This is a genomic window from Variovorax sp. VaC1 (assembly GCF_043658315.1).
GTDB lineage: Bacteria > Pseudomonadota > Gammaproteobacteria > Burkholderiales > Burkholderiaceae_C > Variovorax.
Genome location: NZ_JBIGLT010000002.1, coordinates 963,104 through 977,449 on the forward strand (window position 1 = coordinate 963,104; position 14,346 = coordinate 977,449).

General features: G+C 69.0%; 11 protein-coding genes. 3 read left to right on the plus strand and 8 right to left on the minus strand.

Annotated elements, in window-relative coordinates; all coding sequences use genetic code 11:
- Positions 1 to 2 precede the first annotated feature (2 nt).
- The 7 genes from ACGLHS_RS11435 to ACGLHS_RS11465 form a co-directional block, all read right to left on the minus strand.
- Positions 3 to 1,154 (minus strand): acyl-CoA dehydrogenase family protein, encoded by a 1,152-nt coding sequence (locus tag ACGLHS_RS11435; RefSeq protein ID WP_394479652.1) that lies wholly within the window; start codon positions 1,152 to 1,154, stop codon positions 3 to 5.
- A 44-nt stretch (positions 1,155 to 1,198) separates the two neighbouring features.
- Positions 1,199 to 2,758 carry a long-chain-fatty-acid--CoA ligase gene (locus tag ACGLHS_RS11440; RefSeq protein WP_394479654.1) on the minus strand — a complete coding sequence of 520 codons (1,560 nt, stop codon included), beginning with the start codon at positions 2,756 to 2,758 and terminating at the stop codon, positions 1,199 to 1,201.
- Between the two features lie 41 nt (positions 2,759 to 2,799).
- Positions 2,800 to 3,912 carry a CaiB/BaiF CoA transferase family protein gene (locus ACGLHS_RS11445; protein ID WP_394479656.1) on the minus strand — a complete coding sequence of 371 codons (1,113 nt, stop codon included), beginning with the start codon at positions 3,910 to 3,912 and terminating at the stop codon, positions 2,800 to 2,802.
- An 89-nt stretch (positions 3,913 to 4,001) separates the two neighbouring features.
- The gene (locus ACGLHS_RS11450; protein WP_394479658.1) at positions 4,002 to 5,180 is read right to left on the minus strand and encodes an acyl-CoA dehydrogenase family protein; all 1,179 of its coding nucleotides are present in this window, start codon (positions 5,178 to 5,180) and stop codon (positions 4,002 to 4,004) included.
- Between the two features lie 10 nt (positions 5,181 to 5,190).
- Complete coding sequence (locus ACGLHS_RS11455) at positions 5,191 to 6,387, minus strand: acyl-CoA dehydrogenase family protein (RefSeq protein ID WP_394479660.1); 1,197 nt, start codon at positions 6,385 to 6,387, stop codon at positions 5,191 to 5,193.
- An 84-nt stretch (positions 6,388 to 6,471) separates the two neighbouring features.
- Positions 6,472 to 7,701 (minus strand): phosphotransferase family protein, encoded by a 1,230-nt coding sequence (locus ACGLHS_RS11460; protein WP_394479662.1) that lies wholly within the window; start codon positions 7,699 to 7,701, stop codon positions 6,472 to 6,474.
- A gap of 106 nt (positions 7,702 to 7,807) precedes the next feature.
- The gene (locus ACGLHS_RS11465) at positions 7,808 to 8,677 is read right to left on the minus strand and encodes a UDP-2,3-diacylglucosamine diphosphatase (protein ID WP_093246633.1); all 870 of its coding nucleotides are present in this window, start codon (positions 8,675 to 8,677) and stop codon (positions 7,808 to 7,810) included.
- 94 nt (positions 8,678 to 8,771) lie between these two features.
- Here ACGLHS_RS11465 and ACGLHS_RS11470 point away from each other — a divergent pair, with 94 nt between their 5' ends.
- Positions 8,772 to 10,505 (plus strand): lysoplasmalogenase family protein, encoded by a 1,734-nt coding sequence (locus ACGLHS_RS11470; RefSeq protein ID WP_394479665.1) that lies wholly within the window; start codon positions 8,772 to 8,774, stop codon positions 10,503 to 10,505.
- Positions 10,506 to 10,657: 152 nt separating this feature from the next.
- Here ACGLHS_RS11470 and ruvB read toward each other — a convergent pair whose 3' ends face one another.
- Positions 10,658 to 11,722, minus strand: a complete 1,065-nt coding sequence (gene ruvB / locus ACGLHS_RS11475; RefSeq protein WP_394479667.1) for a Holliday junction branch migration DNA helicase RuvB — start codon at positions 11,720 to 11,722, stop codon at positions 10,658 to 10,660.
- A 168-nt stretch (positions 11,723 to 11,890) separates the two neighbouring features.
- Between ruvB and ACGLHS_RS11480 the strand changes: the two genes are divergently transcribed.
- Both ACGLHS_RS11480 and ACGLHS_RS11485 read left to right on the plus strand, forming a co-directional pair.
- Positions 11,891 to 12,523 carry a CDP-alcohol phosphatidyltransferase family protein gene (locus tag ACGLHS_RS11480; RefSeq protein WP_394479669.1) on the plus strand — a complete coding sequence of 211 codons (633 nt, stop codon included), beginning with the start codon at positions 11,891 to 11,893 and terminating at the stop codon, positions 12,521 to 12,523.
- Positions 12,524 to 12,565: 42 nt separating this feature from the next.
- Complete coding sequence (locus ACGLHS_RS11485; RefSeq protein WP_394479671.1) at positions 12,566 to 14,332, plus strand: bifunctional alpha/beta hydrolase/class I SAM-dependent methyltransferase; 1,767 nt, start codon at positions 12,566 to 12,568, stop codon at positions 14,330 to 14,332.
- Positions 14,333 to 14,346: the final 14 nt, after the last annotated feature.

Consider the following 14,346-nt stretch of genomic DNA (forward strand, 5'->3'; position numbering starts at 1 on the left):
CTTCACAGCGCCCGCGAGATCACCTCTTTCATGATCTCGTTCGTGCCGCCGTAGATGCGCTGCACGCGCGCGTCGGCGTACATGCGCGCGACCATGTATTCGTTCATGAAGCCGTAGCCGCCGAAGAGCTGCAGGCATTCGTCGATCACGCGGCCCTGCGTCTCGGAGCCCCAGAGCTTGGCCATCGATGCCGTGGCGGTGTCGAGCGTGCCGGCCACCAGGTCTTCGACGCAGCGGTCGATGAAGGCGCGGCCCACCTTGATCTGCGTGGCGATCTCGGCCAGCTTGAACTTGGTGTTCTGGAACTCGGCGATCGACTTGCCGAAGGCCTTGCGGTTGCGCACGTAATCGAGCGTGGCCTGGTAGGCGCCTTCCATGGCCGCGAGCGCGCTCACGCCGATGATGGTGCGCTCGTACGGCAGGTCGCTCATGAGCTGGAAGAAGCCCTGCCCTTCCTGCCCGCCCAGCAGCGCATCGGCCGGCACGCGCACGTCGTCGAAGAAAAGCTCGGAGGTGTCCTGCGCCTTCATGCCGATCTTGTCGAGCACGCGGCCCACGCGAAAGCCCTTGCAGCCCTCGGTCTCGACGATGAGGATGGACGTGCCCTTGGCGCCCTGCGCCGGGTCCGTCTTGGCCACCACCAGCACCACGCCGGCCAGGAAGCCGTTGGTGATGAAGGTCTTCGAGCCGTTGATGAGGTAGCCGCCGTCGGGTGTTTTTTCGGCGCGCGTGCGCACGCCCTGCAGGTCGGAGCCGGCGCCGGGCTCGGTCATGGCGATGGCGCCGACCATTTCGCCGCGCGCCATGCGTGGCAGGTAGTGGCGCTTCTGCGCCTCGGTGCCGTGGTTCAGGAAGTAGTGCGCCACGATGGCGTGCACCGACGTCGCCATGCCGCTGAGGGCGCGGCGCGACATCTCTTCGTAGACCACGGCCTCGTGGCGGAAGTCGCCGCCGGCGCCGCCGTACTCTTCGGGAATGTCGGCGCACAGCAGGCCGAGTGCGCCGGCCTTGCGCCAGACCTCGTGGCCCACATGGCCGCGCTTGCGTGCCTCTTCGTCGTGCGGCAGCACTTCGGTTTCGACGAAGCGCGCCACGTTGTCGCGGTACAGATCCAGGTCTTCGTCACTCCAGGAGCGGCGGAAGTCGATGGGCATGGTGATTTCCTTGGGTTGTGTTCTTGTTCCGGTGCATCGGCACGTCAGCCGACGCGGCGAGCCTTGCCGGCCCAGAAGGGTTCGCGCAATTGAAATTTCTGCAGCTTGCCGGCCGCCGACAGCGGCAGCGCATCGCGAAACTCCACGCTGCGCGGGCATTTGTAGCTGGCGATCTGGTCGCGGCAGTGCGCGATGACGGCCTCGGCATCGAGCGCCATGCCTTCGCGCCGCACGATCACCGCATGCACGCGCTCGCCCCACTTGTCGTCGGGCACGCCGATCACGGCGGACATCAGCACCTGCGGCAGCTGGGCGATGGCGTTCTCGACCTCGGCCGAATACACGTTCTCGCCGCCGCTCACGATCATGTCCTTCATGCGGTCGACCACGAAGACGTAGCCTTCTTCGTCCATGTAGCCGCCGTCTCCGGTGTGCATCCAGCCGCCGCGCAATGCGGCTTCGGTTTCCTTCGGCTTGTTCCAGTAGCCCTTCATGACCATCGGCCCGCGCGCGACGATCTCGCCGACCTGGCCGAAGGGCAGCTCGTTGTCTTCGCCATCGACGATGCGGACTTCGGCGATGGTGATGGGCGTGCCGGCCGAGCGCAGCAACCGCTCGCGGTTCGGGCCGGGCTGGTGGCAGTACGGCGGCAGCGCGGTGACGACGGGCGACAGCTCCGTCATGCCGTAGACCTGCGCGAACGCGGTACCCGGAAAGGCGCGCATGGCCTGGTCGAGCAGCGCTGCGTCGATGGGCGCCGCGCCATACGAGAGCAGCCGCAGCGCCGACAGGTCGAACTCCGCGAAGCGCGGATGCTCGATCACGCGCTTGATCATGGTCGGCACCAAAAACATTTCGGTGACGCGCGCCGACTGCAGCGTCTGCAGCACCGCCAGCTCGTCGAACATCGGCACCACGTGCACGGGCACCAGACGCAGCAGGCTCTGCAGCGCGATGCCGCAACCGGCCACATGAAACATGGGCGCGGCAACGATGGCCACCGCGTCCTGCGTGTCGCGCGGCAATGCGGCCACCGTGCCCAGCGCGTTGATGCACAGGCTGCCGTGCGAGAGCATCACGCCCTTGGGCTGGCCGGTGGTACCGCCGGTGTACATCACGGCCGCCAGCTCGTCGCTGCTGTGCGGTGCGTCGTCGATGGGCACGGCATCGGCCAGCAGCGCCTCGTAGCCGACCATGCCTTCGGGCACGGCGCCATCGCCGCAATAGACCACGGTGCGCAGCGAGGCGGAGAGCCTGCGCAGCTCGCCGGCCATCGGCGCGAAGACGTCGTCCACCAGCAGGATGCGGGTGTCGCAGTCGTCCAGCGAGTAGGCGACCTCTTTCGGGTTCCAGCGGATGTTGACGGGGTTGATGACGCCGCCGCCCCACCAGGTGCCGAAGAAGTATTCGACGAAGCGGTGCGAGTTGAGGCTCATCATGCCGACGCGGTCGCCCGGCTGCATGCCGAGCTGCTTGAGCACGGCACCGAGCCGCGCCACGCGGTCGGCGAACTCGCCATAGCTCAGCCGCTGCTTGCCGCAGACCACGGCGGTGGCCTTGCCCTTTTCGCGGCGGCCCTTGTGCACGGGTTGGGTGAGGAACATGGGGTTTGCCTCCGCTCTTCTCGTTCGTTCAGCTTGTTCGTTCAGGCAGCGCCCAGGGGCGCGATGGCGTCGGCCGCCACGCCCCAGCGGCGCAGCAGGGCCGGGCCGTCGTCGTGCGCGCGCGCTGGCGGCACCACCGGCGCGGTGCGACTGAAGCGCGGCGCGGGCGCGGGCTGCACCACGCCGCCCACGTTCGCGAAGGTGCCGCGTGCCACGTTGTGCGGGTGCTCGGGCGCTTCGTCCCAGTCGAGCACAGGCGCGAAGCAGGCGTCGCTGCCTTCGAGCAGCACGCACCATTCGTCGCGCGTGCGGGTTCGGAACACGTCGGCCATGCGCAGCTTGAGCAGCGGCCAGCGCGCGGCGTCCATCTGCGCGTCGAAGGCCGGGTCGTCGGCGATGCCGCAGCGCTCGCGCATGAGCGCGTAGAACTGCGGCTCGATGGCGCCCACGGCCACGTACTTGCCGTCGGCGCAGGCGTAGGTGTCGTAGAAGTGCGCGCCGCCGTCGAGCATGTTCTCGCCGCGCTGGTTGCTCCACTGGCCGGCCGACTTGAAGCCGTACATCATCGAAGACAGCAGCGCCGCGCCGTCGGTCATGGCGGCATCGACCACCTGGCCCTGCCCCGAGCCCTTGGCCTCGTGCAGCGCGGCCAGGATGCCGAAGGCCAGCAGCATCGCGCCGCCGCCGAAGTCGCCCACGTAGTTGAGCGGCGGCACGGGCGGCTCGCCGGAGCGGCCGATGGCATGCAGCGCGCCGCTGATGGCGATGTAGTTGATGTCGTGGCCCGCCGCATGTGACAGCGGCCCGTGCTGGCCCCAGCCGGTCATGCGGCCGTACACGAGGCGTGGGTTGCGCGCATGGCACTCGGCGGGGCCCAGGCCCAGCCGCTCCATGACGCCGGGGCGAAAGCCTTCGATGAGCACGTCGGCCTTGGCGATGGCGTCGAGCATCGATTGCGCCGCGCCCTCCGCGCGCAGGTCGACCTGCAGCGTGCTGCGCCCGCGCGCGAGGATGTCGTGCGGCGCGGTGCGCGTGCCGGGGCGCTCGATGCGGATCACCTCCGCACCCATGTCGGCGAACAGCATCGCGCAGAACGGCCCGGGGCCGATGCCCGCCATCTCGATCACCCGAAGTCCCTGCAATGGGCCTGCCATGGTTTGTCTCCTGTTGCGTGGAGCCATCTTGGCGCGGGGGCGGGGGCGCTGCATCGTCGAAAGCGACGAATGCGGCGCGCGGGTTGTGGCTACCGCGCGTCGTTCGTGTCGTTCGTGTCGTTCGCGGCGCGAAGCCGCGCCACGCGGCGCAGGTGCCACGAAGCCGGGCCGAACTGGCCTTCGATGAGGGTGGCGCGGCGCACGTAGTGGCCGACCGCCAGCTCCTCGGTCATGCCCATGCCGCCGTGCAGTTGCACCGCGCCCTGGCCCACGGCCTTGCATGCCTTGGCAACGGCCACCTTGGCGGACGACACGGCGCGGGCGCGCTCGTGTGCCGCCGCGGTGTCGATGGTTTCGCCCACGCTCGCGGTGAGCGCGGCCGCCTGCTCCAGTGCCATGTGCATGTCGGCAATGCGGTGCTGCAGCACCTGGAAGCTGGAGATCGGCACACCGAACTGCTTGCGCTGGCGCACATAGTCGAGCGTGTCGCGCATCAGGCGACGCATGGCACCGATGGATTCGGCGCAGATGGCGAGCGTGGCTTCGTCGAGCGCCTGCTCGATCTGCGGCAGCGCTGCGCCTTCGATGCCGAGCAAGGCATCGGCGGGCAAGCGCACGTTGTCGAAGGCGATGTCCGCGGCACGGCCGCCGTCGCGTGTCGGGTAGGCGCGCAGGCGCAGGCCTGGCGTGTCCTTCGGCATAACGACCAGCGAGAGGCCGTCCGCATCGCGGGGGCCGCCTTTGCTGCGCGCCGTGACGATCAGGTGGCTGGCCCACGGCGCGGCCTGCACGACCGCCTTCTGGCCATCGAGCCGGAAGCCATCGCCTTCGCGCGCGAGGCGCGCCTGCACGTCGGCGCGGTCGTAGCGGCTTTGCGGCTCGCCGTGCGCAAAGGCCAGCACGGCCTGCCCCGCGACGACGCGTGCGAGCAATGCATCGGCTTGCGCGCCGGGGTGGCGCTGCAGCAGGCCCGCGCCGATCACCATCGTCGACAGGTACGGCTCGGCCGCGAGTGCACCGCCCAGCGTTTCCATCAACGCGAGGTGCGCGGCCACGCCGAAACCCATGCCGCCGTGCGATTCGGGCAAGGCCGCGCCCAGCAGGTCCAGCTCGCGCGCAAGGCCTTGCCAGAACGGCGGCGGTGCATCGCCGGCGCGGGCCAGCGCGTGCAGGCGCTGCTCGAAGCCGTGGTGGTTGTCGAGGTAGCGCGCGAGGCTGTCGCGCAGCATCGCGAGGGTGTCGTCCTGTTCGGTGCTTGTTGTGTTCATGGCGATGGCCTCAGCGGGCGAGCAGGTGGGCGGCGACGATGTTGCGCTGCACCTCGTTGGAGCCTGCATAGATGGAGGCGGCGCGGTCGTTGAGGTAGGCCGACATCGAGAACACGGCCTCTTCGGGAATCGGCAGCTCGCCTTGCAGTCCGTCGTCCAGCGGCAGGTTGGCGGCGGCGTAGTGGCCGGCGATTTCGACGCCGAGTTCGGTCAGCCGCTGGCGCAGCTCGGAGCCGAGCACCTTGCCCATCGACGGGCGGATGCCGTGCGGCTCGCCGCGTGCCTGCGCGCGCAGCGACTGCAGCTCGGTCGCTTCGAGGGCGTCGATGGCGCAGTCCATCTCGGCCAGGCGCAGGGCCATGTCATCGACCTCGTCACCGTCGCGGCCGGAAGTCGCGAACGCCGCATCGGCCGCCGAGCCCAACCGACGCAGCCGTGCACGCAGCATGGGCGCCCACGCACCGCCGCGCTCGTGCTGCAGCAGGTACTTGGCGATGGTCCAGCCCTGGTTCTCTTCGCCGATGAGCCCTTCGGCGGAGACGCGCACGTCGTCGAAGAACACCTGGTTGAGTTCGTGGTCGCCCGAGATGCTGATGATCGGCCGGATGGTGATGCCCGGCGCGGGAATGTCGAAGCACAGGAAGCTGATGCCCTGCTGCGGCTTGCCGCCCGAGGTGGTGCGCACCAGGCAGAACATGCGGTTGGCGTACTGCGCGTGCGTGGTCCAGATCTTGGTGCCGTTGATGACGTAGTGGTCGCCATCGCGCACGGCCTTGCATTGCAGCGAGGCGAGGTCGGAGCCCGATTGCGGCTCCGAGTAGCCCTGGCACCAGTAGTCCTCGCCCGAGCGGATGCCGGGCAGCCACGCGCGCTTTTGCGCCTCGGTGCCGAAGGCGATGATGACCGGCGCGACCATGCCGGGGCCCATGGGCGCGCGCGGCGGTGCGTCGGCTGCCGCCAGCTCGCTGGCGAACAGGTAGTGCTGCATCGGCGTCCAGCCGGTACCGCCGTGTTCGACGGGCCAGTGCGGCACGCTCCAGCCGCGCTTGGCCAGGATGCGGTGCCAGCGGTTGCCGAACTCGTAGTCGGTGAAGATGCCGGAGCATCGGCGGCCCGCCGCGCGCAGCTCGGGCGTCAGTTCGCGCGCGAGAAAGTCGCGCACCTCGTCTCGGAATGCGGTCTCCGCCGCGCTGAGGGTCCAGGCCATGGTGTCGTCCCGTTGGAATGCACCGGACAGTGTGCGCCCGGAACCCGCGCGCGGCATCGTCGGATCGGACGAAGAAGCGACGGCTCAGGTGCCGGACTGGGCCTCGCTGCGGAGCAGCACGGCCGTCTCTTGCAGCCATTCGACAGGATCGACGCTGTGATACGGCCACTCCGCCGGCTCGATGCGGTCGAGGAAGCGCTGGTAGATCACCGCCTGCCGGGCTGCGGCAACCGGCGCGAGCAGGGCCGCAGCGCGCTCGGGGTCGCTGCCCGGAACGGCCTGGCGCCACTGCTGCACCCAGTGCGCGCGGACGGTGCCGAGGGCATCGCCCGCCACGCGGCTCAGAAAGGCCGGCTGGTCGAGCAACGGATGCCCGACACCGCTGTCGCCCCAGTCGAGCAAGGTGATCGCCTGCGGCGTACCGCGCACATTGCCGGGGTGAAAGTCGCCGTGCACCAGCGTGTCGCCGATACCGCAGGTGGCGACCTCGGCGAAGCGGCGGGACAGGTCGCCCAGAAAATCGGCAAGCACCGAACGGTCCTGCGCAGAGAGCGCACTCGCCGTGCGATCGACCACCGAAGTGATCGCCTCCGTGAGCGCGGGAGCCCGCCAGTCTGGCAGCCCGAGCGCGAGCAGTTCATTGCCCCGCCCCAGCCACGCATGCTGCAGGCCGACCAGCAGCGTCACCATGTCCAGCAGCACGGGCAACCCGGCTTCGTGCAGGTCTTCCCCCGGGATTTCGGCCAGGAGAATGCGGCCGCCCTCGTGCCCGAGCAAGCGCGGCACAGGCTGGTCCGCCAGCCGTGCCAGCAGCCGCCCTTCGTGCGCGAAGAAAGGCGGCACGACCTTCAGCCACACCTGCTGGCCCTCGACCGGAATGCGCCAGAGGCTGGAGAGATTCCAGGTGCGGATCTGGACCGGCGCCGCCACGGGATGCATGCCGTGCCCGGCCAGCACCTTCAACGCCCAGGCCAGATCGGCGGCCGGGCCACCGGGCCGTGCGTAGGGGTGCCGCAGCGGTTGTTCGTCGAGCGTTCCGTGCCACGGCTCGGCGGGCACCGGCTGCGCGACTTCGGCGAGGTAGGTCACCGGCCCGCCATGGGGCCGCTCGCCCTGCGCCGCCAGCAGCCGCAGGATCGTGACTTCGATGCCGTGCCGTTCGCGAACCGCGCTGACGACCGGCTCGGCCTCTTGCCACCAAGGGGTCGAGACGGTGACCGGCGGCAGGCTGCCGACCACGGCGCCGTCGGGCGTCACGAGGACGAGCCGCGCCGTTCGAGGCTTCGGCGTGGGAAGGGGGACAACGGATGTCATGCAAGGCCTTGTGGGGGAAGGCCTGGCGCCAAACAACGTATCGATCTGCGCGGCCTCGGCAGATTATGGGCAGCCTCCGAAGAGGCCGTGGTGGGGCCTTGCCTTGTCAGGCCGCGACGGCTTCGCGCGGTGCCGGCACCTTCGACGGCACCGGCATGTGCTGCGCCCAGTCGATGATCTCCAGCGTGCCGTCCGCATGCTCGGCCAGCGCGGTGAGGCTCTCGACCCAGTCGCCGTCGTTGCAGTAGAGGATGCCGTCGATGTCGCGCATCTCGGCGTGGTGGATGTGGCCGCAGACCACGCCCTGCGCGCCGCGCTTGCGGGCCTCGCGCGCCACGGCGTTCTCGAAGTCGCCCACGTAGCTCACGGCACGCTTGACCTTGCCCTTGAGGTACTTCGACAGCGACCAGTACGGCAGCCCCATGCGCGCGCGCAGCGAGTTGAGGTGGCGGTTGAGCTTGAGCGTGAATTCGTAGAGCGAGTCGCCCACATAGGCGAGCCACTTGGCGCACTGGATCACGCCGTCGAACAGGTCGCCGTGAATGATCCACAGCTTGCGGCCGTCGGCCGTCTCGTGGATCCATTCTTCGGCCACGTCGATGCCGCCGAAGTTGTGGTGCAGGTACTTGCGCGCGAACTCGTCGTGGTTGCCGGGGATGAAGATCACGCGCGTGCCCTTGCGCGCCTTGCGCAGCAGCTTCTGGATCACGTCGTTGTGCGCCTGCGGCCAGTACCAGTGGCGCTTGAGCTGCCAGCCGTCAATGATGTCGCCGACCAGGAACAGCGTCTCGCACTCGGTGTGCTTGAGGAAGTCGAGCAGCGCGCGGGCCTGGCAGCCGGGCGTGCCCAGGTGCAGGTCGGAGATCCACAGCGTGCGAAAGTGCAGCGGCGGGCGTACGCGGTCTTCGTCCTCCGGGTCGGGGGCCCGGGTCGCGGTGTCGCGCCATGCGCGAAGGAAAGCGTCGTCGCGTTGCATGGACGGGTAGGCTCCCACTGCCACGTGACCGGACGATGGCGCCCCCGTGACATCCCGGTGACGTGTGGCCCGGCGGCAACGCCACAATCGCGCGATGCGCCCTGGCCAGATCATCGTTTTCGCGACCCCCGTTTTCTTCCTCCTGATCGCGATCGAGTTCGCGGTCGGCCGCGTGCGTGCACGCCGTGGCACGGGGCACGACACCTACCGCCTGGCCGACGCGGTCAACAGCATCGGGCTGGGCATGCTGAGCCAGATCAGTGCGGTGCTCACCGGCCTCTTGCGCATCGGCATCTACACCGCCGTGTACTCGGCGGTGGCGCTGTTCCCCGACAGCGATTTCTGGACCACGTGGTACGGCTGGCTGCTGGCGCTGGTGTTCTACGACTTCTGCTACTACTGGCTGCACCGCATGGGCCACGAGTCGGCCGTGCTGTGGGCGGCGCACGTGGTGCATCACCAGAGCCAGCACTACAACCTGTCGACCGCGCTGCGGCAGACATCGAGCGGCGCATTGCTCGGCTGGATCTTCTATCTGCCGATGGCGGTGGCGGGCGTGCCGCCGGTGGTGTTCGCCATCGTGTCGCTCATCGACCTGCTCTACCAGTTCTGGGTGCACACCGAGCAGGTCGGCAAGCTCGGCTGGTTCGACCGCTGGTTCTGCTCCCCGTCGAACCACCGCGTGCACCACGCCGTGAATGACAACTACCTGGACCGCAACTACGGCGGCATCCTGATCGTGTGGGACCGCATGTTCGGCACCTTCCGCGAGGAAGACGAACGCTGCGTCTACGGCACGCGCGGCGAGCTGCGCAGCTGGGACCCGTTGTGGGCCAACGCCGAGGTGTACTGGGCACTGGCCAAGGACTCATGGCATGCGAAGAGCTGGGCCGACAAGCTGCGCGTGTGGCTCAAGCCGCCGGGCTGGCGGCCGGCCGACGTGGCCGCGCGCTTTCCCAAGCCGGCCTTCGACATCACCCAGGTGACGCGCTACGAACCGCCGGTGAGCCGCGGCGTGAAATGGTTTGCCGGCCTGCAGTTCCTGCTGTTGCTGGTGGGCGTGGCGGTCTTCCTCTGGTTTTCCGACGAGATGCCGTTGCAGCAGTCGGCCGTCTGGCTGGCCGCGTTGACGGCGAGCCTGTGGGCCATCGGCGGCGTGCTGCAGGGGCGCCTGTCGGTCACCGAGGTACTGCTGGTGGAAGCAGCCGCCTTCGCCACCGCCAGCGCGGCGCTGGACATCGCGTGGCTGCACTACATCTTCAAGCCGCTGGCGCTGTCGATCGCCATCTTCTTCGCGGCGCGCCGGGCGCTGAAGGCTGGCGGGGTGGGTCGCTTCGATGCGCTGCTGCTGGCGGGGCTGGTCGGCTCTCTGGCGGGCGACGTGCTGCTGATGGGGCCGGCCAGCCTGTTCGTGCCCGGCCTCGTGGGCTTTCTGCTCGCGCACCTGGCGTACATCGCGCTCTTTCGCATCGGCGTCGGCATGTTCCCGCGCCGCGGCGTGCTGGCGGCGACGCTGCTGATCGGCGCGGCGATGTATGCGTTTCTCTGGCACGGCGGATTGCCGCCGGCCTTGCGCATCCCGGTCGGCGTCTATGTGATGGTGATCGCCTGCATGGCCGCGCAGGCCATCGGCCGGGCCGCGGTGCTGCACGACACCGATCCGTCGGCGCGATGGGTGGCGGTGGGCGCGTGCTTCTTCATGCTGAGCGATTCGCTGCTGGCGACGAACCGGTTCGTGATGCCGCTGCCGCTGGCGTCGCTGTGGGTGCTGGCGACGTATTACGTGGCGCAGGTGTTGATCGTGCGGCACGCAAGGCCTGTGGCCTGACTTGTGTTTTTCTCCCTCCCCCGTTGGGGGAGGGCTGGGGTGGGGGCAAGCGGCGCATCCACTTGGCGCTCTGCCTGCCCCCATCCCAACCTTCCCCCGGAAGGGGAAGGGGCAAGACCTTAAACCCAGTCCGCGCAGCGGACTTTCCAGTCTCAGGCTCCGAAAAGGTCCTGCCCGTCCGCGCGGCCGGAAGGCGGGGCCACGCCGAGGTGGCGGTAAGCCGCCAGCGTCGCGATGCGCCCGCGTGGCGTGCGTTGCAGATAACCCTGCTGGATGAGGTAAGGCTCGATCACGTCCTCGATGGTGTCGCGCTCTTCGCCGATGCTGGCGGCCACGTTGTCCAGCCCGACCGGGCCGCCGTCGAAACGGTGGATCACGGCTTCGAGCAGCTTGCGGTCCATCAGGTCGAAGCCCTGCGGGTCGACGTCGAGCATGGCCAGCGCCTTGTGCGCGATGTCTTCGGTGATGCGGCCGTTGCCCTTCACCTCGGCGTAGTCGCGCACGCGGCGCAGCAGGCGGTTGGCAATGCGGGGCGTGCCGCGCGAGCGGCGGGCGATCTCGAAGCCGCCAGCCGCATCGGTCTCGACCTTGAGCAGCCCCGCGCTGCGGGTCACGATCAGCGCCAGTTCTTCGGGCGTGTAGAACTCCAGCCGCGCGACGATGCCGAAGCGGTCGCGCAGCGGGTTGGTCAGCATGCCGGCGCGGGTGGTGGCGCCCACCAGCGTGAAGGGCTGCAGGTCGAGCTTGATGCTGCGCGCCGCGGGGCCCTCGCCGATCATGATGTCGATCTGGTAGTCCTCCAGCGCGGGGTACAAAATTTCTTCGACGACCGGGCTCAGGCGATGGATCTCGTCGATGAAGAGCACGTCGTTGGGCTCGAGGTTGGTCAAGAGCGCCGCCAGGTCCTTGGGCTTCTCGAGCACGGGGCCCGAGGTCTGGCGCAGGTTGACGCCCAGCTCGGCCGCGATGATGTGCGACAACGTGGTCTTGCCCAGGCCGGGCGGGCCGAACAGCAGCACGTGGTCGAGCGCTTCCTTGCGCTTGCGCGCGGCGCCGATGAAGATTTCGAGCTGCTCGCGCACCTTGGCCTGGCCGACGTATTCGTCGAGCAGCTTGGGGCGCAAGGCCCGCTCGATGGCCTCTTCGTTGGGCGAAGCGGGGGCTGCGGACACCACGCGTTGGGGGGCGGGTGCGAAATCGTCGGTCTGGATCGTCATGGGCGGGGTTCTTCGGCTGCGAGTTTAGTGCCGAGCGCCGCGCCGGGCCGCCCCAAGCAAGCGAGCGGCCCCCTCGGGGGGCAGCGAGGACACGAAGTGCCGAGCGTGGGGGCCATTCTTCACTGGCAGAATGCTTCGGCCATATAACTAACGAGGGGAAGCCAGCACGTGTCGATCTACGAACTGAAGCCGCGTTTCCAGGCCCTGCTGCGGCCGCTGGTGGTCCGCCTGCATTCGATGGGTGTCACCGCCAACCAGGTCACGCTGGCGGCATGCGTCGTATCGGTCGTGCTCGGGCTCTGGCTCTTCTTCGCGGCACCCTCGCTGGCGGCCTTCGGGCTCATCCCCGCATGGATGTTCCTGCGCATGGCCTTCAACGCCATCGACGGCATGCTGGCGCGCGAGCACAACCAGCAAAGCAGGCTGGGCGCCTTCCTCAACGAACTGACCGACGTGGTCTCCGATGCCGCGCTCTACCTGCCCTTCGCACTGGTGCTGCCGTTCAGCCCGTTCTGGGTCGGCACGGTGATCGTGCTGGCCGGGCTGAGCGAATTCGCCGGCGCGCTGGGCCCCACGGTGGGCGCCTCGCGCCGCTACGACGGCCCGCTGGGCAAGAGCGACCGGGCCTTCGTGTTCGGCGCGCTCGGCCTCTACGTGGCGCTGGGCTGGCCGCTGCCGGGCTGGACGGCATGGCTCATGCCGCTGGTCGCCGCGCTCGTGGCCTGGACCACCGTCAACCGCATCCGCCGCGCGCTGGCCGAAGCCGAAGCCGCCGCCGCCAGACCGGCCGGCCGCAACTGAACAACAAAACAAGACAAGACAAGAAAGACTCACAGGGACTCAATGACTGCAACGACCCCACGCGTTCCGAACGAACTTCATTTCCAGACGCACGACGGCGAATCGCTGTTCTACCGCCACTGGCCTGCCACGGGCGCCACGCGGCGCGGCGCCATCGTGCTGTTCCATCGCGGCCACGAGCACGGTGCGCGCATGGCGCACCTGGTCGACGAACTCGACCTGCCCGACTTCGACTTCTTCGCCTGGGACGCGCGCGGCCACGGCCGCTCGCCCGGCCAGCGCGGCTACAGCCCGAGCTTCGGCACCTCGGTGCGCGACGTGCAGACCTTCGTGCAGCACATCGGCAGCGCGCACGGCGTGCCCGAGCAGGACATCCACGTCGTCGCGCAGAGCGTGGGCGCGGTGCTGATCGCCACCTGGGCACACGACTACGCGCCCAAGGTGCGCGGCCTCACGCTGGCCTCGCCGGCCTTCAAGGTCAAGCTCTACGTGCCGTTCGCGCGGCCCGGCCTGGCGCTGATGCACAAGCTGCGCGGCCTGTTCTTCGTCAACAGCTACGTGAAGGCGAAGTTCCTCACGCACGACCCCGCGCGCATCGCCAGCTACGAAAGCGACCCGCTGATCTCGCGACCCATCGCGGTCAACATCCTGCTGGGCCTGTACGAGGCGGCCGACCGCGTGGTGGCCGATGCCAACGCGATCACGCTGCCGGTGCAGCTGCTCATCTCGGGCGCCGACTGGGTGGTGCACCACAAGCCGCAGCACCAGTTCTTCGAGCGGCTGGGCAGCGCGGTCAAGACCAAGATCGAACTGCCGGGCTTCTTCCACGACACGCTGGGCGAAAAAGACCGTGCGCCCGCCGTGGCACAGATCCGCGAATTCATCCTGCAGCGCTTCGACGAACCGGCCGAGCCGGTCGACCGCCGCGAGGCGCACCTGGGCGGCGAGACGGCCGACGAATCGCGCGCGCTGGCCGAACCGCTCGCGCCGCTGTCGCCGCGCGGCCTCTACTGGGCCATGACGCGCAGCGGCCTGCGCATCGGTGGCGCGCTGTCGAGCGGCATCGCGCTCGGCCACGCGACCGGCTTCGACTCGGGCAGCACGCTCGACTACGTCTACCGCAACCACCCCGAAGGCAAAGGCGCGCTGGGCCGTTCCATCGACAACACCTACCTGAACTCCATCGGCTGGCGCGGCATCCGCCAGCGCAAGATCCACGTCGAGGAGCTGTTGCGCATCGCGATGGAGCAGCTGGCCGAAATGCACCGAGAGGTGCGCGTGATGGACATCGCGGCCGGCCATGGCCGCTACGTGCTCGACGCGGTGCAGGCAAGCCCCGTGAAGGCGGCGTCGATCCTGCTGCGCGACTACAGCGACATCAACGTGCGCGACGGCCGCGCGCTCATCGCCGAGAAGGGCCTGGAAGACGTCGCGCAGTTCGTGCAGGCCGATGCCTTCGATCGCATGAGCCTTGCGAGCGTCACGCCGCGCCCCACGCTGGCCGTGGTGTCGGGCCTGTACGAGCTGTTCCCCGACAACGAGATGGTCAAGCGCTCGCTCGCGGGCGTGGGCGACGCGGTGGAAGACCGCGGCTACCTCGTCTATACCGGCCAGCCATGGCATCCGCAGCTCGAGATGATCGCGCGCGCGCTCACCAGCCACCGCCAGGGCGAGGCCTGGGTGATGCGCCGCCGCACGCAGGTCGAGATGGATCAACTGGTGGAAGAAGCGGGCTTCCGCAAGATCGACCAGCGGGTCGATGAGTGGGGCATCTTCACGGTTTCGCTGGCGGTGCGTACCGGCAGATGAGCGCCGCGCCGGGC

What these genes read in the sequence shown, in the direction of transcription:
- ACGLHS_RS11435 (WP_394479652.1), bottom strand. Translation starts at nt 1,154, where the DNA reads ATGCCCATCGACTTCCGCCGCTCCTGGAGTGACGAAGACCTGGATCTG.
- ACGLHS_RS11440 (WP_394479654.1), bottom strand. Translation starts at nt 2,758, where the DNA reads ATGTTCCTCACCCAACCCGTGCACAAGGGCCGCCGCGAAAAGGGCAAG.
- ACGLHS_RS11445 (WP_394479656.1), bottom strand. Translation starts at nt 3,912, where the DNA reads ATGGCAGGCCCATTGCAGGGACTTCGGGTGATCGAGATGGCGGGCATC.
- ACGLHS_RS11450 (WP_394479658.1), bottom strand. Translation starts at nt 5,180, where the DNA reads ATGAACACAACAAGCACCGAACAGGACGACACCCTCGCGATGCTGCGC.
- ACGLHS_RS11455 (WP_394479660.1), bottom strand. Translation starts at nt 6,387, where the DNA reads ATGGCCTGGACCCTCAGCGCGGCGGAGACCGCATTCCGAGACGAGGTG.
- ACGLHS_RS11460 (WP_394479662.1), bottom strand. Translation starts at nt 7,701, where the DNA reads ATGACATCCGTTGTCCCCCTTCCCACGCCGAAGCCTCGAACGGCGCGG.
- ACGLHS_RS11465 (WP_093246633.1), bottom strand. Translation starts at nt 8,677, where the DNA reads ATGCAACGCGACGACGCTTTCCTTCGCGCATGGCGCGACACCGCGACC.
- ACGLHS_RS11470 (WP_394479665.1), top strand. Translation starts at nt 8,772, where the DNA reads ATGCGCCCTGGCCAGATCATCGTTTTCGCGACCCCCGTTTTCTTCCTC.
- ruvB (WP_394479667.1), bottom strand. Translation starts at nt 11,722, where the DNA reads ATGACGATCCAGACCGACGATTTCGCACCCGCCCCCCAACGCGTGGTG.
- ACGLHS_RS11485 (WP_394479671.1), top strand. Translation starts at nt 12,566, where the DNA reads ATGACTGCAACGACCCCACGCGTTCCGAACGAACTTCATTTCCAGACG.